At 39.1% G+C, this 25,652-nt stretch carries 12 protein-coding genes; 8 read left to right on the forward strand and 4 right to left on the reverse strand.

Translation table 11 applies throughout. From position 1 onward, the window contains the following. Positions 1-61: 61 nt before the first annotated feature. From MM236_RS00705 to MM236_RS00740, 8 genes are all read left to right on the forward strand, one after another. A complete protein-coding gene (locus tag MM236_RS00705; protein WP_241273000.1) occupies positions 62-295 on the forward strand; it encodes a hypothetical protein in 234 nt (77 codons plus the stop codon). 49 nt (positions 296-344) lie between these two features. Next, positions 345-1,526: an HlyD family secretion protein gene (locus tag MM236_RS00710; protein WP_241273001.1), complete on the forward strand. Its 1,182-nt coding sequence runs from the start codon at positions 345-347 to the stop codon at positions 1,524-1,526. A 3-nt stretch (positions 1,527-1,529) separates the two neighbouring features. After that, on the forward strand, positions 1,530-3,734 hold the full coding sequence (locus MM236_RS00715; RefSeq protein ID WP_241273002.1) for a peptidase domain-containing ABC transporter: 2,205 nt from the start codon (positions 1,530-1,532) through the stop codon (positions 3,732-3,734). 35 nt (positions 3,735-3,769) lie between these two features. Further along, on the forward strand, positions 3,770-7,231 hold the full coding sequence (locus MM236_RS00720; protein ID WP_241273003.1) for a CLIPPER-2 domain-containing protein: 3,462 nt from the start codon (positions 3,770-3,772) through the stop codon (positions 7,229-7,231). 2 nt (positions 7,232-7,233) lie between these two features. Next, positions 7,234-8,205, forward strand: coding sequence for a PorP/SprF family type IX secretion system membrane protein (locus MM236_RS00725; protein WP_241273004.1), 972 nt, complete (start codon positions 7,234-7,236; stop codon positions 8,203-8,205). A gap of 6 nt (positions 8,206-8,211) precedes the next feature. After that, positions 8,212-10,137 carry an OmpA family protein gene (locus MM236_RS00730; protein WP_241273005.1) on the forward strand — a complete coding sequence of 642 codons (1,926 nt, stop codon included), beginning with the start codon at positions 8,212-8,214 and terminating at the stop codon, positions 10,135-10,137. Between the two features lie 255 nt (positions 10,138-10,392). Next, complete coding sequence (locus tag MM236_RS00735; RefSeq protein WP_241273006.1) at positions 10,393-11,124, forward strand: LytR/AlgR family response regulator transcription factor; 732 nt, start codon at positions 10,393-10,395, stop codon at positions 11,122-11,124. Positions 11,125-11,880: 756 nt separating this feature from the next. Further along, positions 11,881-12,612, forward strand: coding sequence for a LytR/AlgR family response regulator transcription factor (locus MM236_RS00740; protein ID WP_241273007.1), 732 nt, complete (start codon positions 11,881-11,883; stop codon positions 12,610-12,612). 296 nt (positions 12,613-12,908) lie between these two features. Here MM236_RS00740 and MM236_RS00745 read toward each other — a convergent pair whose 3' ends face one another. The 4 genes from MM236_RS00745 to MM236_RS00760 form a co-directional block, all read right to left on the reverse strand. Next, complete coding sequence (locus MM236_RS00745; protein ID WP_241273008.1) at positions 12,909-13,562, reverse strand: hypothetical protein; 654 nt, start codon at positions 13,560-13,562, stop codon at positions 12,909-12,911. A 217-nt stretch (positions 13,563-13,779) separates the two neighbouring features. Further along, positions 13,780-15,741 (reverse strand): OmpA family protein, encoded by a 1,962-nt coding sequence (locus MM236_RS00750; RefSeq protein WP_241273009.1) that lies wholly within the window; start codon positions 15,739-15,741, stop codon positions 13,780-13,782. Positions 15,742-15,745: 4 nt separating this feature from the next. Further along, positions 15,746-16,714, reverse strand: coding sequence for a PorP/SprF family type IX secretion system membrane protein (locus tag MM236_RS00755; RefSeq protein WP_241273010.1), 969 nt, complete (start codon positions 16,712-16,714; stop codon positions 15,746-15,748). A gap of 6 nt (positions 16,715-16,720) precedes the next feature. After that, positions 16,721-25,558 (reverse strand): Ig-like domain-containing protein, encoded by an 8,838-nt coding sequence (locus MM236_RS00760; RefSeq protein WP_241273011.1) that lies wholly within the window; start codon positions 25,556-25,558, stop codon positions 16,721-16,723. Between the last annotated feature and the right edge of the window lie 94 nt (positions 25,559-25,652).

The raw sequence follows: 25,652 nt of genomic DNA on the forward strand, positions 1-25,652 counted from the left end.
ACCAAGGGGATGCCGAAAACCTTCAAAAGAGTAGGTAACTAACTAACTAAATTTAATTATTATGAAATTCCAAGAAATGAATTCCGAAGAATTGAGAGAAGTAAATGGTGGATTGTTGGGTGGACTTTTAGGTTCCAGAAACAGAGGTGAATCTGCGTCACAAACTACCCTAATCGGTGGTATTGGCTTGAACCTTTCAAGCGAATCAGAGTCAAGAGATGGTGATAGAGATTCTTTTGGCTTTGGATTGAATCTGAGCAATATAGGTCTGTTTGACTCTGCAAACAGAAGATAACATAAAACACAGCTAGTGGATCATTCCACTAGCTGTAATTTTTACAACTATGAAAACGAACCACAAAAACATCTTCCCACCTGAAATTCTGGAAAATACTACCAGTTATTTCTTCAAAAGATACGATTCTAAATCTATCGTGCTTTACCAAATGGTTTTGCTATTGCTCATAGCAATCTTCATTTCCATATTTATCATCAAAGTAGATGTGAACGTGAATGGCGTTGGGATGATCAAGGCTATTGACAACAAATCTGATCTGAGATCGATTGTGACTGGCAATATTGATTCTGTCTTTGTAGTAGAAAATTCAAGAGTGAAAAAAGGAGACAAAATCTTCACAGTAAAGACAAATATTTTAGAGGAACAGTCAGGAAACACCAAGAGACTTGTTTCAGAATACCAGTCTCAAATAAACGATTTGACTTTCTTGATCCAAAAAACAAATCGATTCGAATGGGGAAGTATTCCTAAGCTGTCCAATCCCAACTACCAACAAGAGGCAAATTTTTTCTTCCAAAAACTCAATGACCTCAAAGAACAGTTTGAGCTCAATAAAAAAGAATTCAAAAGATCAGAATTGCTTTATGAATCTGGTGCCATTGCCGAAGCGGAATTTGATCGCAGCAAGCAGCTTTATGAAAGTTCCAAAAACGCAGTGCTGGCTTCATACTCCCAGCAAGCTGCACTTTGGCAGAGTAACTTAAATCAAATCAGATTACTGCTTCAAGACCTGAAATCAAAGGATGCTCAGATCGATGAAGAAATCAAGTTTTATACAGTAGAATCTCCTGTGGATGGATTTATCCAAGACATCAGACAGCTTTTCCCAGGTGCAAGTGTCGCTTCTGGAGAAACATTGGCAGAAATCACACCTGACGGGGATTTGATCGCGGAAGTCTATGTGGAACCAAAAGACATTGGATTTATCAACCCCAATACTCCAGTCAAGTTTCAGGTAGATGCTTTCAACTACAATGAATGGGGATTCTTAGAAGGAAACATAGAATCAATTTCCAATGATGTATTCATCCAGTCAGATGGAAAACCATATTTCAAAATACGATGTGGATTACCAATGGAAGAAATGAGTCTGAAGAATGGATACAAGGGACAGTTGCTCAAAGGGATGACTGTACAAGCAAGATTTAGCTTTACGAGAAGGAGAATTGTCAACCTACTGTTTGATAAAGTTGATGATTGGGTGAATCCAAACATAGCCAGCAACTAAGATATGTTCAATTTCAATTACTTCAAAAACAGGGATTTCAAAAAGACAGAAATTCAACAGCACGACCTTACGGATTGTGGTGCTACCTGTCTTGCCGCTGTTGCCGCCTATTATAACTTGGAAGTTCCTATCTCAAGGATCAGGCAAATCGCCTACACCGACCAAAAAGGGACAAACCTATTGGGAATGATAGAAGCCGCAAAGCAATTGGGCTTTGATGCAAAGGGGGTCAAAGTAAACAACAATCAGATCTCCGAACTTCCTGGGCCTTGTATCGCTCATGTAATCGTCCGTGGCCGTCTACACCATTATGTAGTAGTTCTCAAATCCTCAGACTTGGAGGTGACAATGATGGATCCTGCCTTCGGTAAAGTCCAAACAATTCCTACAGAGGAATTTTTTACGATTTGGACCAATGTCATCCTGCTCTTGGAGCCAAACGATGCTTTCGAAGCGAAAAATGAAAAATACAGCGTAGGAAAGCGCTTTTGGTTTTTGCTAAAGCCGTATACATTTATTTTCACCCAAATCCTGATAGGTTCTGTATTTGCAGTCATTCTAGGCTTGGCCACTTCCCTGTACATTCAAAAAATCATTGACAATGTACTTCCCAACAACAATGGCAATCTTCTGAACCTAATGGGTGTATTGATGATCGCAATTATTTTGTTTAGTGTTATTTTGGGACATTTCAAAAGCATCCTAACCTTGCAGACAGGACAAAAGATCGATGCAAAACTCATATTAGGCTACTACAAACATTTGCTCAAACTTCCACAGCAATTTTTTGACACCATGAGGACGGGGGAAATAATCTCCAGAATCAATGATGCTGTCAAAATCCGGGCATTCATCAATGATGTAATCGTAGGCTTTATCGTCAACATTTTTGTGCTGATATTTTCATTTACCCTGATGTTTGTCTTTTATTGGAAATTGGCTCTTTTGATGTTGGTTGTGATCCCTCTTTACGTCATCATCTATTATTTTTCCAACAAAGTCAACAAGAAAACCCAAAGGGAGTTGATGGAGAATTCCGCAGACTTGGAAGCCCAGCTCGTGGAGTCACTCAATGCAGTAAGCACCATCAAAAGATTTGGAATTGAAGACTTTACAAACTTAAAAACCGAAGGAAGATTTATAAATCTCCTCAAATCCATCTATGAATCAGGTACCAATGGCATTTGGATAGGTAACCTCAGTGGATTGGTCACTTCTGTTTTTACTGTGGTTCTTCTATGGGTGGGGACATCTTTTGTCTTACAAAACGAACTTACGGCAGGTGAACTCCTTTCATTCTATGCCATTATGGGATATTTCACTGGCCCTGTTGCTTCCTTTATTAGTATGAACAAAACAATTCAGGATTCACTGATCGCTGCTGACCGGCTTTTCGAAATAATGGACATTGAAACAGAAAGTGATGAAGGCAAAGTCCGAATCAGTGAGGAACAAATCGGAGATATCCAATTCAAAGATGTTGAGTTTAGTTACGGTTCCAGAAATCAAGTATTCACCGGGCTAGATCTTGAGATTGAGGCTGGAAAAATCACTGCAATTGTTGGACAATCTGGGTCGGGTAAATCAACACTCACATCCATTATCCAAAAAGTCTATCCGATATCGAGTGGACGCGTGTATATCGGCAAGCAAAACCTGGAGTATATCCATGAAGCCTCCCTCAAAAAACTGATTGGTGTAGTTCCTCAAAACATTCATCTTTTTGCAGGAAATATACTTGACAATATCGCTGTTGGGGACTTCAACCCAGACTTGGACAAAGTGCTGACCATCTGTCAAGATTTGGGCATACTCGAATTCATAGAAGAACTGCCCCAGGGATTCAAAACCTATATCGGTGAGAATGGTGTGAGCCTTTCAGGAGGCCAAAGACAAAGGTTGGCGATTGCAAGGGCACTTTATAAAGATCCTAGCATCCTGATATTTGACGAAGCCACTTCAGCCTTGGATTCAGAATCAGAAGCATTTACGCTCAAGACCCTCTATAACCTCAAAGACAAAGGAAAAACAGTGATCCTAATCGCCCACAGGCTTTCTTCAGTCATCAGTGCAGACAAGATTCTGGTTATGGACAAAGGCTCCCTAATCGAATCTGGTGGACATACTGAGTTGCTAGAAACTAAAGGAACTTATCACCGAATGTGGCAAAAGCAAATGCCTGATTTCCAAATTGACACCAAAGGATAAAATAGTATCATTGAAAAAACATAAACTCCATACCGATGTTCAGAGCCTTTCTGATATTTACATTAATCTTATTCATTGGAAACACTAGTTTCCTGAAGGCACAATTCGACCGAGAATTTGCAACGGAAGTTTCATTCCAAGAAAATGTAAACAATGGCACAAACGCAGTGGATGGACAGCTCGATACATTTGCCAGACTAACTTCGAATTCTGGCTTGGCCTTGGGAATTGGGGCAAGTGTTGGGATATTGGAAATCAATTTTCCTAATAGTATTCCTGCCAACACAAGCTCTTATATCAAACTTGATTTTGACATTGAAGTCCTTCGGGCGCTCCTAGGGGGGAGCCCTTCTGGACTGGGTACAAATCTTTTACAGAATGACCTATTTGGAAACCATACGCTGGAAATTCAAGCAAGAAATGGCAATGATATCATATTGTCTGGCAGTACTGCCACACCTGAAAACTTCACTGGTGAGGAACTCAGGGTAATTGTAGATGAAAATGGAGAATTCTACATCAGTATCAAACCCAGTCAAACTTACCAAAGTATCCGTCTAATCGATCGTTCTAGCGCTCTTTTGGGTTTGGGAATTCAGAATTCGACTGATATTTTTGGGGTATTTATTGTTCCCCAAAACCAAGATTGCATAGCTCCCCTTTTCACAGGACTCAATTTAAACAACTTCAATTTGGTCAACCTCCTGGGAACGCAACCAGTTGAGGATCCTGAAAATATATTAAACAATGACCCACTCACTTTTTCAGAATTGAACCTTACAGCTGTCAATCAAGATGCTTCCATTGAGCAATTTGTAATATTCTCTGACTTTTCACCCGCTGGATCCTATTTCTCTTTGCGATTCAGGTTTGGTGACGACAATATCGGGACTCAAGATTTGTCACGTGTTATCATCAAGGCATTTGATAATTCAGAGCAAGTCTCAGAGCAAAGTCTCTCTGACATAGTCAATGCCGAAGCCATCCAAAGACTGCAAAATGGAGAATTTGTCGATATACTTTTCCAAATTGATGATCCTGCCAATAAGATTTCGATAAGTTATGAAAGAAACAGTGCAGGACTTGGTGATTTGCCAAGCCTACAGTTAGCCTCAATTAGTCGAGGACTTCAAAAACCAGAAGCAACTGAAGAACAGCTAGAAATAGAAGTTTGTGAAGGAGAAAACGTACAACTTTCAGCCAATACTGCAGATGATCTTTTGCTTCGATGGTATGACGTACCCGAAGGAGGTGCTCCTTTGGCAGAGCTTCAAGTTGACATGCCTTTTACAAGTCCTGAAATCACTGAAAACCAAATATTCTATGTAGCATCATATGATCCAAATTGCCTTTTGGAATCTGAGCGTGTTGCCATTTCTGTCATTCTCGCTCCCACATTGATGGAAGGAGATATTATTGTCATTGGCAATGAAGATGTGACCTGTTTTGGGGATGAAATTCAATTAAGTCCTCAATTAATCGAAGGAGTTACATTTGATGAAAATTTGATCAATTATCGCTGGTACTTGGATGCTGCATTGGAAAATGAGATTACAGAAAATCTACAAATTTCAGAAATCAATTTCAGCATCGGAAATGATGGTGTATTGACTATTTCCAACCTGAAAGAAGAAGACAACATCTCTACTTTTTACTTGTCTATTCAGATAGATAACCTCTGTGAGGACACTCTCCCTCCTATCCAAGTTCCAGTGGTTTTTGCAGAAAACTGCCAAGAATTTTCTATCAACAAATCAGTAAGTCAACCAACTGCAATGCCTGGTGAAGTTGTTAACTTTTCAATAACTGTCAAAAATGAAGGTGTTAGGGATTTGCTTGATCTCGAAATCAGGGATATCCTTTCCAACCAATTGACATTCGTATCAGCCTCTGTACTTGTCCAATTGGCTTCCAACAATACCATTATATGGAAGATCCCTACCCTATCTGTGGGACAATCTACCACTTTGACTATAAGCGTAAGGCTAAATGAAGGTTTGGCTTCAGGCACAATTATCCCAAACACGGCCGTTGGAAGATTGGAAAATGATATAGAAAATACAAAAGAATCAAATACTGTAGAAATACTGGTTACAGAAGCGGTCATGCCACAGCTTGAAATCGAAAAAAGTGTAGATGCAGAAGAAGCAACTGTAAATCAAGAATTAACATACACCTTGATTGTAAGAAATACTGGAAACACTACCCTCAACAATATAGAAATCATTGATCAAATCCCCCAAAATACAGTTTTCCAAAACGCTGATAACGGCGGAACTTTGACCGGTGAAACCGTAACCTGGGCTATTGAACTTTTGGAATCAGGGGAGTCTTTAGAGCTTATACTTGTGGTATCAATCGAGGACAATACGCAAGATGGGACTATCATCACAAATCAAGCTCAGGTTCGGAGTGATGAAATTCCACAAGCTATTCTTTCACAAATTGTCGAAACAAGGGTAATTTCTGATGAAGAACCAGATACTGATACTAATGTGATGATAACCAAAACTTTGCTAAACAGCAGTGAAGTGTCGGTGGGATCTGTACTCGACTTTTTGATTGAGATCACCAATATTGGAACCGTATCAGCTGAAAACCTATTGGTTCAAGACCTACTTTCTGAAGATCTACTACCAATTTCAGCAGATGGTCCTTCCGAGATCGTTGGGCAATTGGTAACATGGAATATTCCAGCATTGGTTCCTGAAGCAACCCTCCAGTTTACCCTACAGGCCTTAGTAAGAGAAGATGCACAATTAATTGTAAATTCTGTAGAAGTATCAGGAGACAATTTTGACGAGAAAACTGCAGAGATCACACCTGTACCTGTCCAAGAAAATGAAGTAAACCCTGAAATAAATTTAGAACTCTCAAAAGCAGTTGAAAAACCTTCTGTCCAAGTCGGTGAGGTTTTCAGCTATACTTTAACACTCTCCAATCTAGGCGATGATATTTCAGGAGAGACAGGCTTTTTTGTGGTGGATTCACTGCCCGAAGAAGTTGAGTTTTTAAGAATCAGAAATCAGGAAATGATGGCAGAATTTGATCCTGCATCCAAGACACTGATTTGGGAAGTTCCATCACTCTTGAGTGGAGAAAGCAAAACTCTCGAAATTGAAGTCAGGGCATTAGAGGCTTCTTTGGAAGTGGTCAACCGAGCTTTTCTTAAAGATGTGATAGAAGGATCACAACGAATCATTCAGACAGTAGAAGTCCGACACGAGCAGTTATCGTACAAAATAGCCAATGTAGTCACACCAAACGGTGACGGGAAAAATGACAGCTGGAAAGTTCAAGGCTTGGAAAGCTTCCTAGATTCTTGGGAGGTAGTAATTTTCAATAGATACGGTATCGAACTTCACAGAGAGTCACAATACACTGACGGCTGGTTTGGTGATGGACTCAATGCAGGTACCTACTTCTACCAAATTAGAGGTATCAATCAAGAAGGAAGAGAGTTGGTTTTAAGTGGATTTATCACGTTAATCAAATGATAATGACAAAATTAAAATTACATATAGCTTTAATTTTTACAATTCTCTGTTTTGGGTTCAACACACAAGCACAACAAATACCGCAGTTCAGTCAATACATGTTCAACCCAGTCTTTATCAATCCTGCCTACGCGGGATACAAAGAGCAACTGTACGTTCAGAGTTATTATAGAACCCAATGGGCAGGTATCGAGGGAAGCCCAAAAACCTTGGCGATAGCTGCAGATGGTTTTTTGGAGAACAATCAACTTGGTGTGGGGTTTCATGCCATGAATGATCAGCTAGGAGCCAATAGGACCAATTCATTTTATGGGAATGTTGCTTATCACCTTCAGCTATCAGAAATCCAGTTTTTGAGTTTTGGTGTTGGTCTGGGCTTTGTAAATTCCTTTTTGGATGGGTCGCTATTGGATGGGATAGATCAAGATGACCCAGGAGTTCCCATGGGTGGAGAAAACATTTCCTATCCAGAATTAAAAACCGGTGTGTTTTATTATGATGAAACAGTGTTTTTTGGATTGGGGGTTGATAATTTATCTTCTCTGTTTTTTGAGCCGGATCAAGGTGACGTTTTATTGAACAATGCCGTCCAAGCAAATTTATATACTGGATTTTGGTTTGACTTGAGCAATGAAGTCAGTACAAAAAATACCCTCTTGATTTTGGATGATTTTAAAACTCCTGCCAGGGTAGATATAAGTTCTAGTTTCTTGTTTTACGAGCAGCTTTGGCTGGGGTTGACATATCGAACCGCTGTGGATTATGCCAAAAGAACAAATCCGGAAAACATCAGGAGAGGATCAGCCATAGTAGGCATGGCGCAAATCTGGTTAACCAATGGTCTTCGGATAGGTTATGCTTATGACCACCAAATCAATGGAATAAGTGTTGGTGCTTTTTCCACTCACGACATTTCAGTTGGCTTTTTGTTCCCACAGCGGAGACCAAAATCATATTCACCCAAATACTTTTGAGACAACATGAAATCAATAAAAATCATAGCTCCACTTATATTTCTCCTTTGCTTGTCTGGCAATGTCGATGCTCAGGTTTTCCAAACGATGGAAAAACGGAGACTGCAGGAAGCACAGGAAGCTTATCAAAGTGAAGAATATCTGCGTGCAATTGAACTTTATAAGAAATCCTTGAGTGTAAAAGAAACTAGAGAAGCTGTTCAGGGTTTGGCAATGGCAAATTATCACTTGAAAAATTACGAAGGTGCGTCGGAAGGTTTTTACTATCTCAAAGAAAAGTATGCACTTTTGGGTGAGGATATTATTCCCTATTTCGAAACCTCAATCAAGCTCAATGATTTTGCACAAGCAAGGATCATTTACCAATTGAGTAGGTTTTCAAATAGGATACAAATCTCACAAGCTGACCAAGATCGAATGCTTAAAATACTGGACATCAATGAAAATCCCAAGGCTGACAATACTGTGACTTCCATCGTCCCATTGGAAAACCTCAATTCCAAAAACAGAGATTTCGCTCTGGTATTGAATGGTGATACACAGTACTTCGTATCAAACAGACCCGAAAAGTTTTTCGAAGGTTCAGCAAATGCTTTTGAGAATCTGACATACAAAGTATATCAAGGAACTTCCGAAATGGGAGTTGGACAAAGTCCAAAAGTTGTTGAATTTATTGAAAACAAAGAACAGCATGGTGCAATAACATTTTCTGAAGAATTTGTCTTTTATTCAGCAAGTGAAATTGAGGTGAAAAAGGGGTTAAAAAGTCTTCTTTCATCAGGAAAAGAGATCACTTATCCAGAAATTTTTGCAAGGGAAATTCGGAAAGATGGTCAATATGGCCCTGAATTCAAGCTTTGGAAAAGCAATTCTGGCAACTTTGCCATGATCGATCCACATTGGGATTCAGAAAGTCAGATTCTGATTTTCTCTTCTGATATGCCTGGGGGTTTCGGAGGGCTTGATCTTTATTACATGAAATATTTAGGAAACCAAAAATGGTCGAAACCAACCAATTTGGGAAAAAACGTCAATAGCGACAATGATGAGAGAAGTCCTTTTGTGAATGATTCCAAACTCTATTTCTCCAGCAAAGGACATGGCGGCTATGGTGGCTATGATGTCTTTTTTTCCAATATTTCACCAAAAGGATATGACCTACCAGAAAACATGCTTTTCCCAATTAATTCATCAGGAGATGATTTGTTTTTCTCAATCATCACAAACACAGCAGAAGAAACAGCATTTGTGAGTTCCAACAGGAATGGAATTGATGATATTTTTCAAATTATACTTCGCAATAAATCCACTCATAATCTTGAAGTGAGGTTGTTTGACAAGGATTACAACACACCGCTTTCAAATATGGAAATAAAGCTTTTCGATGGAAATCAAACAAATGATTTCCAGACTGATAGATCAGGTGAGTTTACGTTGACTACAAATCAGGAAAACAAAAGAGACTTTGTATGGATCACTTTGCATGGCTATGAACCAATCAAAGCAACCTTACCAACCGATTCTACACCTTTGGAGAAATCAAACTTGGGAATGGTCAGGGTGAATGAAAAAAAACAAGTTTTGCTCAATAAAGGGTTCGATTCCTCTGATCAATTGCTTGTGGATGAAAACTTAGAAAAGCTGGAAAGATTATTCCTTCTCTTGCAGTCCAATCAGGACTTGGCAGTGGAGATTTTCAGCTACACAGACACGAGGGGTTATGCTTATGCAAACAAAAGGAAATCAGACAAAAGAGCAGCAGAAATCAAATCCTTTTTGGTCAAAAAGGGAATCGATAAAGAACGAATCCAAACTACAGGTGAGGGTTCAAAAAACCCCATTAATGATTGCTTGCCGGGCTTACCCTGCTCGGATGAAGAACATAGTGAAAATGACCGAGTGGAATTTCAAATCTCAAAATCTGAAAAGTAACATGAACAGTATCATTTAGAAAAATAAAGATATATGATTATCCGCAATGACAATAGTCGACTGTTATCAGACCACAGCTGATTGATTTGAACTTCAAACAATATTATAAATGACTAAAGTTGAAAAACGGATAATCACAATAAAGATTTTACCAACTTAAAATCAAGATCTCAAGCTATCTCTTAAAGAAATCAAAAAACACAATCTTTTCTCAAAACCAATCTAAAATTTCTAAAAAAATAAAAATTGAAAAAAATGAAAAGAAATAGGATTTTACTGATTGAGGAAAATATGATCTTGGCAGAGACCTTGAGGGAATTGTTGATTTTAAGTGGATTTGAAAACATCAAAATCCTACCAAATGGAAATGGGATTGAGGCGGTATTGGAAGCTTTTGAGCCGGACCTGATTTTGATGGCTGTGATGCTTCAGGACGAACAAGATGGGATTGAAATTGCCAAAAAAGTAAGATCTATATCTTGTACACCTATAATTTTCATTTCGGCATTGAATGATAAAGAGACGGTAGAAAGAGTAAAAGAAGTCAAACCAGAAGCTTTTATATTGAAGCCATTTTGTAAAGAAACGTTGATGATAACGATAGAAATTATACTCAACAACCATTATTCAAGGATCAATTTTCACCAAGAGCTCGCAAGTCAGATTGAAAATTCAATTTTTTATATAAGAGATCGGGGATGGCTAAAAAAGATAAATGTTCATGAAATAGATTTTATAAAAACTGAAGGGAACTACACCAAGATAATTGTGAAAGACAGAGAATTTACCCTTCGCTGTTCTACCAAAGACCTTTTGAGCAACCTTCCCATTGGTATTTTCTTAAGAGTTCACAAATGCTACATCATCAATCTCAAAAATGTCGATGCCATCAACTGCAAAGAGTTGAAAATCGGTAATCATCATATTCCGATTGGAAAAAATCATTACTCAGAGATTCAAAGCCACATCACCAAAATCAATTCATAACTAAATTATTATTTTTACTATAAGTATCCACAATGTGATACGTTGGCTCAGAAGAGATTTTATGTGATACTGATTTTTGTCACTGGACAACAGTCAACGGAACCTCAAATCATTTATCAAATATTCTGTTGATTGGCTACGTGCAAGAAAGCTGATATGATTATCCGCTTGTGTACAAGTACGCATATTAAAACACATAAATCATGCTGATAATCGTCAACAGACAACAGCTTACGGTCAACTGCTGATGGATTTAAACTGAATACATTATTTTAAGTGGCTACTTGTATGTAGGCGGATATTCATAAAAGCTGATATGCGTAAGTTATAAATGCGAATCAAATTGATTTTTATTCGTAATTACTTTTAGATCTTCGAAGTCGGAAATAGGCCAAAAAAAGCCAAAAAATACCAACTAGTTGGTATTTTTTAAAGAGCAAATAATAAGTATTTTTGTTTTTAAATAATAGTACATTTCAAGAATCATGTTTTATTAAATAGAATTAAATCAATAATAAATATACATGATCGTGATTTGACTTTACAGAAAAAACATTAAATTATCAGAAATAGCCAACAAACAATCGGTCAAAATTAATTTATCTTCAATAAACATATAGTTTTTTACCTAAACTATCAAAAAACATCCATTTATAATGTTTTTGATGTCGTTTATTTGTTATTTTTGACCAATTATCACCAGAACAAAAACTTCTTTTTATTTCACCCAATTCAGGAGTTCAGAATCAAAAAAAAATGAAAAGAAATAGAATTTTATTAGTAGAAGACAATGTTGTTTTAGCTGAAACAATTAGAGAGTTGTTATTAATAAGTGGATTTGACAATGTGAACACGCGACCTAACGGAATAGGGATTGAAGAAGTCTTGGAATCATTTGAGCCAGATTTGATTTTGATGGACATAAAATTGCAAGATGAGAATGATGGTATCATGGTAGCCAAAAAAATCAGAGCTTTAAAACCCACACCGATTATTTTTATCTCATCTTTTAACGACAAGGCTACCATCGAAAGAGCTAAAAATGTGAATCCCGAAGCTTTTATTTTGAAGCCATTCAGCAAGGAAACTTTAAATATCACGATCGAAATAGTGCTCAACAATCACTATACGAAGACCAATTCCGCCATGGAAACAGAAAACCAGGTAGAAAATGACATTTTATACATCAGAGATCGTGGATGGTTGAAAAAAATAAACGTTTATGATATTGACTTTATAAAAACTGAAGGTAGCTATACCAGGATCATTACCAAAGACAAAGAGTTTACCCTGAGAAGTCCTATCAAGGATATCATTAGCAATTTACCCGTTGGGATTTTTATCCGTGTACACAAATCCTTCATCATCAACCTCAAAAACATAGACGCCATCAATTCAAAAGAATTGATAATTGGAAACCACACTATACCGATTGGAAAAAACCACTATTCTGAACTTCAAACCTACATCACCAAGATCAATTCTTAAAGGTCAGAAACTTCGGTTCCACAATTTCTCATAAATTCAAAAAAAAAATGGAAGTGTCTTCTATGAAGTACACTTCCATCATTAATCTTTATATGATTATACGCTTCTTTGCCAATAGCTTTAATTCCATGGTCGATTACTTGCTTTTGTTCAGTATCTAAGAGTATCTAATATCAATTTATATCGGATCTAAGCTAAATCAAGCTTGTCCTTAGTTAGTGCCAAAGTTCCGTATATCCATAAATATTTAATTGACATTTTTACAATCTGAAATATGATGTCCATTTCAAAGAAAATCATCCAAGATCAACTTCTTCAATCCTTTCATAAATCAACCTCAATTCATTGTCTAGCTTGGAAATACTCACACCCATGTAATCAACAAATTCTTTTTTGTCACAATCGCTGTCCAGGTCTGAATAGATATCATAGAGCCCAATGAGGTTAGCTACGTGATTCATTATTTTGTGTGATATGAAATACCTGACCTCTGTCAAAACAACTTTTTGCTGGATAGTCAAATGGCAAAGTTTTTTAATGTTTTTTTCCAAACGCGAATTTTCTACTGCATTCATGTCTTTTGGGAAATTTCGAAAAACACTTTCTTTCTTTTCCACATCATTGTACTTTAATGCGATCCCCGTCATTTTTACGGAGGAATTACTATGAACTCCTGGTTTACCTACTATCGATATTTTTATGGGTTCTTGATTTTCGAATGAAATAAAATTGATGATTTCAGAGAATGATTTGTTGTGAGATATACTTTTTTTGATTTTTCTCAAGACCCTAAACCTTTCAGACTCAAACTGGATATGATCAAGGAATTCTTTAAAATCAAAACATATGTTTTCTCTGACTTCTAGTATCTCGTCAAGACTTTTGGAAGTCGTAATGTCACCTGTTTTGATATCAACTTCCCAAAAACCTATTTCTACTTGATTGGACATATATTTTTAATGAGTTTATCTGTTATTTTTTTTGGTGGTTAATACAAACAGCTTTACTAAAAGTGATTATCACTATTCATTATTAACCTAATTCAAGCTACAAAACATTACCTTAAGTCTAAAAATCAACCTAAGCAATTGTAATTAAAAGACCTATTTATGTCATTGAATTGAAAATAAGAGCTAAATGGAAATCATTCAGCTCTTATTTAGGATGCTATAGGTCAATTATCTTGAATTCAGTTCTTCTATTTAATTGATGTTCTTCTTCGGTACATTCCATCCCTACCCCACAATTATTCAAAAGTTGCTCAAAACCAAATCCTTTTGCTTTGATTCTGGTTTCATCTATCCCTTCGCCAATTATAAAATCAACAGCAGCCTTTGCTCTCTTTTCAGAAAGCGTTTGATTGTACCTTCTAGCACCACGGGCATCTGTATGCGAATGAAGTTCTATTTTCAAAGTTGGATTTTCACTCATTATTTTCACCAAGTTCTTCAAGGAAACTTTTGCATCTTCCCTGATATCCCATTTGTCAAAATCATAGAAAATATTCTCAACCGAGTAAACCTTATTGATTACTAATCTATCCAAATACACCGCTACAGATTTTTCTTTTTGAATCCTTTCTTCTTGGCTTCCCTCTACTACGTTTTTGTAATCAGATCCAATATAGCCTGTCGCAGAAGCCGTCAAATCATACGGTTGAAGAAATGGTACCTTAAAGGTAAAATTACCTTCATCATCGGTGATATACCTTAAGTTCACCCCATTCTCTTTATTTACAGCGGTAACTACTGAATTGCTGATCGGAGTGCTGTCATTTTTATCCAAAACGGTTCCGGTCAACACAAAAAATTCTTCATAGTCAAGAATCACTTGATAGATATCGTCACTACCTCTGCCCCCTACCCTGTCAGATGCCATATAGGCTTTTTTGCTATTCAACTTGACAAATGAAAAATCATCCCTGTTGGAATTGATTGGGCTCCCGAGATTAATTATCGAATCGGCGTTTTCACTATAATTCTGAACTCGAAAGACATCAAGACCACCCAGTCCAGGATGTCCATTGGATGAAAAATACAAATCTTGGAGTTCGTCAATAAAAGGCGATCTCTCATCACCGAAAGTATTGATCTCTGAACCCATATTTTCAGCTTCTGTCCAAGTTCCGTCTTCCAGTTTCTTGATTTGATAGAGGTCTGTTCCTCCATATCCACCTGGCATATCTGAGGCGAAATATAGAACTTGTTCTTTTTCGTCCCAGAAGGGATCGATCAGCATATACGCTAAGCTTGAGTTTATCGGCAAAGCCTTTTCGTCAGAAAATGTTGAATCATTTATCATTTCCTTATAAAAGATCCCAGGAAAGACTGTCAACTCTACCTTTTTTACAGTGAATTTTTTTGATTCTTTAGGTATTGGGGATTTGGTATAAAAAGCAATTTTTGGAGATTCATAAATTGGACCTATATGAAAACCGTAATGATATTCAGGGTTCAAATCCACATTTTTGACTGCGTTTGAGGTAGAATCATAATCGGCTTTGTAAACTGACAAAAATCCATTTCCAGTCCAACCATATCGCTCACTTGAAAAAGAATTTTTGTAATCAATTTTTCCTTCAAGGTCATCTATTCTATCCGAAACAAAAGAAAATTCCTTATTCACCAACTGAACTCCAAATTCTGAAAAAGAAGAATTCACACCTTTGACAGGTTCTATTAAATTTTCTGTATTTGCATTGACAAGATCCTTTCCTTTTTCTATAGCAATCTTAACTGATTCTATTTCTTCTTGAGAAATTTCACCTTCTTCATTTTCTATGAAAATATCAATATTGGATTTTGCCTCAGAAAACTTTGCATTTGCAGCCAATACCTTTGCAAAATTAAAGTAATCAAGATTTTCAAAGGATTCCATTTTCGACAACTTCGAATACCAAGCTTCTGCCTGTTCGAAATCCCTACTTCTTACATTACTTTCAGCAATTCCTCGAGCAGCGGACGCATTTTCCATCTTATTCCATGAATTCAAATAGTCTTCTTTTGCCAAAGAGAAGTTGAGCATCCTTTCATTTTCCTTGGCAGACTTGAGATGTTTATCCTTTATCGTAGCGCATCCTACCACAAAAAAGAGCATCAAATATGTAATTATTGTATAATTCTTGATCATATTTTTAGAAATTTCTAGGTGAGATTGATTTTATCCTTTTTGCCGGAAATAAGTATCCAATAGAAATGTCATGTGTGGAAAAGCTTCTTGGATCAAAACCATTGATGGAATGATCATAAGCGTATCCTACCCGAAGTCCTTCTGTGATGTAAATTTCAATCAAACCAATAATGGAGGTGTTTTTCTTCAGTTGGTCATTCAGAGCCCTATCTGCATAATCTACAGCTGTCCTGTATGAAGCTCCAAGCCAGAATTTCTCAAGAAAAACAAAAGAAGCATTCAAATCCAATCTAGATGGAGACCTGAAATCATCCATAAACATAAATGATGGTCTGAAGGCGACGTTGCTACTAATATCTATCCAAGTACCTGCTGAAAGATTGAAATGTGATCGGGGCTCTACAATCATGTCACCATTATCGAAATCCAACAGAGGAGACATCAAATTGTCAACTGCCACTCCCAAGAAGAAATTCTCATCATAATAGAACAAACCCGCTTTGAAATCAGGATACATTACTTGATTTTTTCCAATCGGAACGGTAGGATCATCTGAGTCTCCAGGCTGTAGCATCGCACCATCCAGCATGGAATTTACGATTCCAATACCAACACCAAAACTCAGGAATCTACTTTCTGAGAGTCTAAGGTGGTAGGCAACATTGCCATAAAACCCACTTGTCTTCTGAGCTCCAATCCTATCCAATACTGCCACTACTCCAAACCCCAAATTTTGGTTTGGCAAAAAACCATCTGCTCCAAGTGCCAAAGTTTCGGGACTCCCTTCGACTCCCGCCCATTGCTTTCTATAATAACTTTGCACATAAAGTTGCTCCTTGTAACCCGTGTATGCTGGGTTTATAAAAAGCGGATTGAACATATATTGGCTGAATTGAGGGACTTGCTGCCCCATCAATTCAGTAAAACTCAAGGCAACTAAGCCAATGATTATTAAAAACTTAACTCTTTTCATATTCAATTATCTTAAAATTGTAACATATCCAGTGAATACTTGCTCTCTGCCTTCATGGTCGATAGCTGTAAGTTGATAGAAGTAGGCGCCTTCTGTCAAATTCCCTCCATTCCAGTCATTGTCATAATTGTCAGTCCTAAAGACTTCAACACCCCATCTGTTGACTACTATAAGTTTGTTGGTGCTAAAGAAGTGTGTAATTCCCTCTATCACCCAAGTATCGTTGATACCATCACCATTTGGCGTGAATACATTTGGAATATTCATCTCGATTTGGACATGTGTGATTGTAGCATCATTATCTTCCACATTTATATCAAGCTCCCTTGATGCAACTCTCGCTGTATTGGATATTTGCCCAGAATTCTGTGCCTCTACATTCAAGGTCATTTCCACTTCGCCAGAAGCTTCCAATAGATCAATTTCCCATCTCAATACCCTTGTCGTGGCATTGTAAGTAAAGCTTCCTGTTGAAACTTGTGCATCGACAAACCTCACTCCCAGCGGGATAAAATCTGTGACGACAACTTCAGTGGCATTTGCTTGGGAATTATTGGATACTTTGATAAAATAGTTGAATGGCATACCAACCATGACCATTGGTGAGGATACTGTTTTTGCAATACTTAGATCCACTACATTGATGACAACTTCCTCAGCGTCCACAATTACCTCTTCGAAATTATCCCCAGAAACAATCACTCTATTGACTATGCCACCTGCTTCCAAAGTGACCACAGCAGAGATTCCAATGTTTATAGTTTGATTTGGCTGAAGTTCTTCAAAATCCCAAGTAATCTGATCACCATTGATCTGACCATCATGTGACATGTTAATGATTGTCAAACCAGCTGGCAAACTGTCTACTACTGTGATGTTATTGGCAGCAAACTCTCCTTCATTACTAATTCTAATTGTGTAATTGATAATGTCACCAGGAGAAGCTGTTTTTATGTCAGATGTTTTTGTTACTGATATGATGGTGGTATCATCAAGGATTGTAACATCCTCTGGTTCTGACTCAATTTCATCCTCCTCTATTGAAGGGCTTGTGACCACCGCAATATTTCTAATTACATAATTAAGATCAAGATTTTCATCAGTGGACAATACAAGGTTCAACTCCACGCTTGCACCTGCTGACAAGGTGCCAAGGTTCCAGTTTACCGTACCTGAATCATTCACGCCACCATTGTCGGCGGACACGAATGCGGTTCCTGCTGGAAGCATGTCGCTTACCATCACATCAAGCGCATCACTTGGGCCGTTGTTGCTTACTGTTATTGTGTAACTGATATTTTCTCCTGCTATTACAGTCGGACTGCTGGCTGTTTTGGTGATGGTTAGATCAGCGGCTGTCTCTACTTCTACATCCTCAGGATCGGATTCTTTTGGTCCATCTTCATCCGTTGGAGAATCTACGATTGCGATGTTGCTGATTGTTGTTCCTGCTTCTAGCGAAGTTTCGGTCGACAATACAAGATTCAATTCCACGCTTGCTCCTGCTGACAAGGTGCCAAGGTTCCAGTTTACTGTACCTGAATCATTCACGCCACCATTATCGGCGGACACGAATGCGGTTCCTGCTGGAAGCATGTCGCTAACCATTACCTCAAGCGCATCACTTGGACCGTTGTTGCTTACTGTTATTGTGTAACTGATATTTTCTCCTGCTATTACAGTTGGGCTGCTGGCTGTTTTGGTGATGGTTAGATCAGCGGCTGTTTCAACCAATACTTCCGAAGGATCACATTCTTTTGGTCCATCTTCATCCGTTGGAGAATCTACGATTGCGATGTTGCTGATTGTTGTTCCTGCTTCTAGCGAAGTTTCGGTCGACAATACAAGATTCAATTCCACGCTTGCTCCTGCTGACAAGGTGCCAAGGTTCCAGTTTACTGTACCTGAATCATTCACGCCACCATTATCGGCGGACACGAATGCGGTTCCTGCTGGAAGCATGTCGCTAACCATTACCTCAAGCGCATCACTTGGACCGTTGTTGCTTACTGTTATTGTGTAACTGATATTTTCTCCTGCTATTACAGTTGGGCTGCTGGCTGTTTTGGTGATGGTTAGATCAGCGGCTGTTTCAACCAATACTTCCGAAGGATCACATTCTTTTGGTCCATCTTCATCTGTTGGAGAATCTACGATTGCGATGTTGCTGATTGTTGTTCCTGCTTCAAGAGAAGATGAAGTGGAAAGCACCAAGTTCAACTCCACGCTTGCTCCTGCTGACAAGGTGCCAAGATTCCAGTTTACTGTACCTGAATCATTCACGCCACCATTGTCGGCGGACACGAATGCGGTTCCTGTTGGAAGCATGTCGCTTACCATCACATCAAGCGCATCACTTGGACCTGCGTTGCTTACGGTTATTGTGTAACTGATATTTTCCCCTGCTAGAACAGTTGGACTGCTGGCTGTTTTTACAATGGTTAGATCAGCGGCTGTCTCTACTTCTACATCCTCAGGATCGGATTCTTTTGGACCGTCTTCATCTGTTGGGGAATCTACGATTGCGATGTTGCTGATAATCAATCCTGCTTCTAGCGAAGTTTCGGTCGACAATACAAGATTCAATTCCACGCTTGCTCCTGCTAACAAATTGCCAAGGTTCCAGTTTACTGTACCTGAATCATTCACTCCTCCATTGTCGGCGGACACGAATGCAGTTCCTGCTGGAAGCATGTCGCTTACCATTACCTCAAGCGCATCACTTGGACCTGCGTTGCTTACTGTTATCGTGTAACTGATATTTTCTCCCGCTAGAACAGTTGGACTGCTTGCTGTTTTGGTGATGGTTAGATCAGCGGCTGTCTCTACTTCTACATCCTCAGGATCTGATTCTTTTGGTCCATCTTCATCTGTTGGAGAATCTACGATTGCGATGTTGCTGATTGTTGTTCCTGCTTCAAGAGAAGTTTCGGTCGACAATACAAGATTCAATTCCACGCTTGCTCCTGCTGACAAGGTGCCAAGGTTCCAGTTTACCGTACCTGAATCATTAACTCCTCCATTTTCGGCGGACACGAATGCGGTTCCTGCTGGAAGCATATCACTTACCATTACCTCAAGCGCATCACTTGGACCTGCGTTGCTTACTGTTATTGTGTAACTGATATTTTCTCCTGCTATTACAGTTGGACTGCTGGCTGTTTTTACAATGGTTAGATCAGCGGCTGTCTCTACTTCTACATCCTCAGGATCTGATTCTTTTGGTCCATCTTCATCTGTTGGAGAATCTACGATTGCGATGTTGCTGATTGTTGTTCCTGCTTCAATAGAAGATTCTGTCGACAAAACAAGATTCATTTCCACGCTCGCTCCTGCTGACAAAGTGCCAAGGTTCCAGTTTACCGTACCTGAATCATTCACGCCTCCATTGTCGGCGGACACGAATGCTGTTCCTGCTGGAAGCATGTCGCTTACCATCACATTAAGGGCATCACTTGGGCCGTTGTTGCTTACTGTTATTGTGTAACTGATATTTTCTCCTGCTATTACAGTTGGACTGCTGGCTGTTTTTACAATGGTTAGATCAGCGGCTGTCTCTACTTCTACATCCTCAGGATCGGATTCTTTTGGTCCATCTTCATCTGTTGGAGAATCTACGATTGCGATATTGCTGATTGTTGTTCCTGCTTCAAGAGAAGCTGAAGTGGAAAGTACCAAGTTCAATTCCACGCTTGCTCCTGCTGACAAGGTGCCAAGGTTCCAGTTTACTGTACCTGAATCATTCACTCCACCATTATCGGCTGAGACGAATGTGGTTCCTGCTGGAAGCATATCACTTACCATTACCTCAAGCGCATCACTTGGTCCTGCGTTGCTTACTGTTATTGTGTAACTGATATTTTCTCTTGCTATTACAGTCGGACTGCTGGCTGTTTTTACAATGGTTAGATCAGCGACTGTCTCTACTTCTACATCCTCAGGATCGGATTCTTTTGGTCCATCTTCATCTGTTGGAGAATCTACGATTGCGATGTTGCTGATTGTTGTTCCTGCTTCAAGAGAAGATGAAGTGGAAAGCACCAAGTTCAACTCCACGCTTGCTCCTGCTGACAAAGTGCCAAGGTTCCAGTTTACTGTACCTGAATCATTCACTCCACCATTGTCGGCGGACACGAATGCAGTTCCTGCTGGAAGCATGTCGCTTACCATCACATCAAGCGCATCACTTGGACCGTTATTGCTTACTGTTATTGTGTAACTGATATTTTCTCCAGCCAATACCGTAGAACTTGCTGCTGTTTTAGTGATGGTTAGATCAGCGGCTGTTTCCACCAATACTTCCGAAGGATCACATTCTTTTGGTCCATCTTCATCTGTTGGAGAATCTACGATTGCGATGTTGCTGATGATCAATCCTGCTTCTAGCGAAGTTTCGGTGGACAATACAAGATTCAATTCCATGCTTGCTCCTGCTGACAAGGTGCCAAGATTCCAGTTTACTGTACCTGAATCATTCACTCCTCCATTGTCGGCTGAGACGAATGCAGTTCCTGCTGGAAGCATGTCGCTTACCTTTACCTCAAGCGCATCACTTGGACCGTTGTTGCTTACGGTTATTGTGTAACTGATATTTTCTCCTGCTAGTACAGTTGGGCTGGAAGCGGTTTTTGTGATATTCAGATCAGCGGCTGTTTCAACCAATACTTCCGAAGGATCACATTCTTTTGGTGAATTTTCATCTGTTGGCGACTCGACCACTGCGATGTTGCTGATGATCATTCCTGCCTCTAGCGAAGATTCGGTCGACAATACAAGATTCAACTCCACGCTTGCACCTGCTGACAAGGTGCCAAGGTTCCAGTTTACCGTACCTGAATCATTCACTCCTCCATTGTCGGCGGATACGAATGCAGTTCCTGCTGGAAGCATGTCGCTTACCATCACATCAAGCGCATCACTTGGACCGTTATTGCTTACTGTTATTGTGTAACTGATATTTTCTCCAGCCAATACCGTAGAACTTGCTGCTGTTTTAGTGATGGTTAGATCAGCGGCTGTTTCTACTTCTACATCCTCCGGATCGGACTCGATAGGACCTCCTTCATTATTGGTACTTGACGCTAGAGCTGTATTTGAAATAATCGTACCTGAAGTCAAATCAGGCAAAGTACTAAGAACTAGTTCCAAAAATATCTCACCACCAACTTCCAAATTATCCAAATTCCAGGTAACTATACCATTTTCAAAAACACCTCCATTGCTTGCCGAAACAAATTCAGTTCCTTCAGGTATTTCATCTGTCACAACAAAATTCTCGGCAAACATCAACCCTGAATTTGATACGGAAATTGAATATGTGATATTTTCCCCTGCTAGAACAGTTGGACTGCTGGCTGTTTTGGTGATATTTAAAAATGACTCACAATTTTCCAAAACAACCGTAACTGCCAATCTCTCCGAACTTTCACATCCTGATACTTCATCCGTTTGACTGGCATAATAGGTCTCTCCATTCACCAATGGTGTGTTTATGGGTAAAACATTTCCATTCTCAATCGCATCATACCAAACAATGTCATTTCCTACAACTTGAAGTTGAGCGATGGTTGGACTATCTGAGACACAAAACTCTTGAACCACCATGTCTGTGGTAGGAGGAAGAATATCTACTACAGAAACCGTCACTGCAGTTCTTTCCATACTTTCGCAACCATCCTCAATCGTTTGACTGGCAAAATATGTTTCTCCATCCACCAAAGGCGTTGTTATTTCCAACAGATTCCCGTCCGTAGCTGCATCATACCATAGAATATTCTCCCCTTCAATTTCAATGGAAACTAAAGTCGGGTTGTCTACTGCACAAAAGTCCTGCTCAGCCTCCGCGACTGGAGGGTCTGTAGCATCTATAATGATATGTAACTCTCTTCTCTTTGAGTCTACTTCACAGCCATATCTGATTGATTGTACATATACAATCAATTCGGTAGGCCCTTCTATCAGTGCTATAGCAGCAGGAGTAATTTCCTCATCCCCATCTGCTGTTGTGTAAAACTTAACTTCCTCACAGTCAGAGGTAATTACATCAATCAAATCACCCTCGCAAATTTCTAATTTCCAAATTTCTTCATCTTCGTCAAAAAACTCTCCATCAATAGGACTATTGGTGATCAATTCTACTTCAAAAACCCATAATTCCTCTAAAACACTCGCTAGACCCCCGTACAATATCTGAATTCTATCAAATGGCACATCAGTCACGAGTGATAACTCTCCTACACTTCCTCCCCCTAATATTGTCAATGATAGCAATGATGAAGAAAGCGCAACGGGATCTCCAATTGCTTCATTTCCCAAAAATCTTTGTATCCTGAAACCTTCCAGAACTGCCAAATCCAAAAGTCCTGTTAGAATTCCAATTTTGATATTCAAACTATCACCAACAAATGCAGGATAATTGTATGCAATTTCAAGTCTGGAATAAATATTTACACCAACAGCATTTGTGAGCGTTGCATAAGTATCAAAATCACCATCTACTGCAAGTTCCGGATCAAACACACCTGTCAAACCACTCGCAACATCCAATCCTCCGATCAACGACAAGAAACCTGTCTGTATTTCGAATAAATTCGGTTCGCAAACTGCTGCTGTATTGCTTGTTTCATTGAAATATGCTCCATATACCCTGACAGTTTGAAGGGTATTCAAAAGTGGAAGTAATCCAACCTTAATCGCATCATAAGATACCGCCTGACCTGAAAAATTTGTAGGTGTATAGGTGAAGTTAAATTCATTGAATCCGTTCAAAACAGAAACTAAATTTCCATCAGCCAATACCCTCGGCCCCACAGGCTCCCCATTGTCAAAAGCTTGTACATAAACACCTGCAGCCACTTGTGCAACTCCACCAAGCTCTCTACCAAGCTTGATTGTCACAGGGTTGCCAGCAGGAATTTGAACATTCCATTTCAGCATTTGGGAAGTTTCTCCTGTCAAACCTAAAAGTGAAGTCCCGACAGTTTCTTCCAACAAAGAAAAAGTTGAAAGATCTCCATCTACCGCATTAATTGGATTACTTACCAACCCCAATTGAATACCTAGCAAATTACTTTCAGTAACTTCCTGACCATCATTGGAAAATTGTGGAATATAGACCAATGGACAATCGTCCAGATCAAGAACATTTACGACTATATCTACAAAATTCTCACAATTGTCACCAGTCGCGGAAGCTCTGTAGACAAATCTTCCACCACTTAAGAATGGACCTGCTATGTCCGGACCTGTAAAGGGCGCTCCACTCAATCCTTGGTAGGTCGTAGGTACCTCCGTATTGTCTGCATTGATTGCAAACGCTTCCGGCAATTGTAAGCTTTCACCCAAAACAACATTGAAAACCTGCGAACCATTTACAAAAACCCGAGGATCAGGATCAATATCAGCTGTTACGGCAACCCGAGCTGACTCCTCTGGACAGTCTGCTCTTGTAATACCAGCATAAAAAGTTGTTCTCCTACTGAGATTTCCAACAAAGTAATCATTGCCAGTAAATAAACTTGCTCCTCCTATCGGCTGAGCATACCAATTGACAATATCACCTGGCTGTGAAAGCACACTAAAAGTAACCTCATCTGTATTGCACACCAACAAGTTGGCGTCACCTTCATTTTCGAATGTAGGCCTTCCGGGGGTTTTTACTACGTTATGGATCCTTAAAGCTTCCAGGACATCCAAGTTCAGAACGGTAGACAACCTAACTTCAAGTCTATCAAACTCCTCCCCTGGCTGAATGGGTATATTCACTTGATTCCCATCTGATAAAAGTCCCAGTAAATCCAACTGAAGAATTCCAAGTAAATTTGTATTGAGGTCTCCCAAAGTTTCGTTGAAAACCACATCAGAGCCATTATAGGCTATGAACCTGATATCACCCAAAAGATTGACATCCAAAAGTGATGGTGTTCCACTGATTGTCACTTGTATTTCATCATTCGGTGCTGTATCACCACCAAAATAAAAGAATTGGGAAATTGTCCCGCCTACACTCAATAATCCTGGACTGATTGAAGAAAAAGTATTTAAGTTTCCATCAATTGCATTTTCCGGATCATTTACACCAGAACTACCCAATCCCAACAAATCTACATTAATACCGGCTGCATCAAAAGAAGTGAATTGAGCTTGAACACAAGGATCCTCTCCTTCCAAAGTGAATGCATTGTAAACGTCCAAGGTATATTCTGAACCTAAGCCGAGCAAAGAAATGGAATTGTTGGAAATCCTTACCCTATCATATTCTTGGTTTGGTTTGATTGCCAAAAAAAAGTCACCATTCTGATCTGTGACTAACCTTGCCATATCGGTATTAAATCCTCCAATGTCTGAACTAGCTCTATTTAATACAGTTGAACCACCTGAATTTCTTGCTTGAACACGAATTTCTTGACGACCCAATAATAAAGAGCCGAGAACATCTGCCAAAGCATCTCCCAAACTCCCCCCTAACAGTGCCCCTAGCAAATCAGAGTCCCCATCAATTCTAATATAAGTAGTAGTATTTGCTGACAATGTCTGCGGAAATTTTAATTCAATAACTCCATTGTAAGATGAAAGACCTGCCAATAGACCTGGAGAAGCCAGTAACCTCGCAAAAGTCCCATCATCATTCAGCGCATTGTTTGGATTTACAACTGTAGCTGTAAAACATGGCGAAAGTCCACCAAAGCCACAACCAAGTAAGCTTGTCATCTTATTATTTCCACTAGTAAAGGTCACCTCGTCTGCAAGGGACTTTACAATCTGTGCATTCAGCGCATTTGAAAAAGCAAATACTGCAATAAAAAGAAATACATAGATTTTAAAAGAGCGTAGATTTTTAATCATATTAAAAGCGTTTTTTTATGATACAAGATCAAATCTACCGAATGCGAAAAGACGAAAATTGGTGGTGGGTTCTTTATGTCATTGTAAGGAATTT

It is taken from the genome of Belliella calami (assembly GCF_022549695.1).
Classification (GTDB): Bacteria; Bacteroidota; Bacteroidia; order Cytophagales; family Cyclobacteriaceae; genus Belliella; species Belliella calami.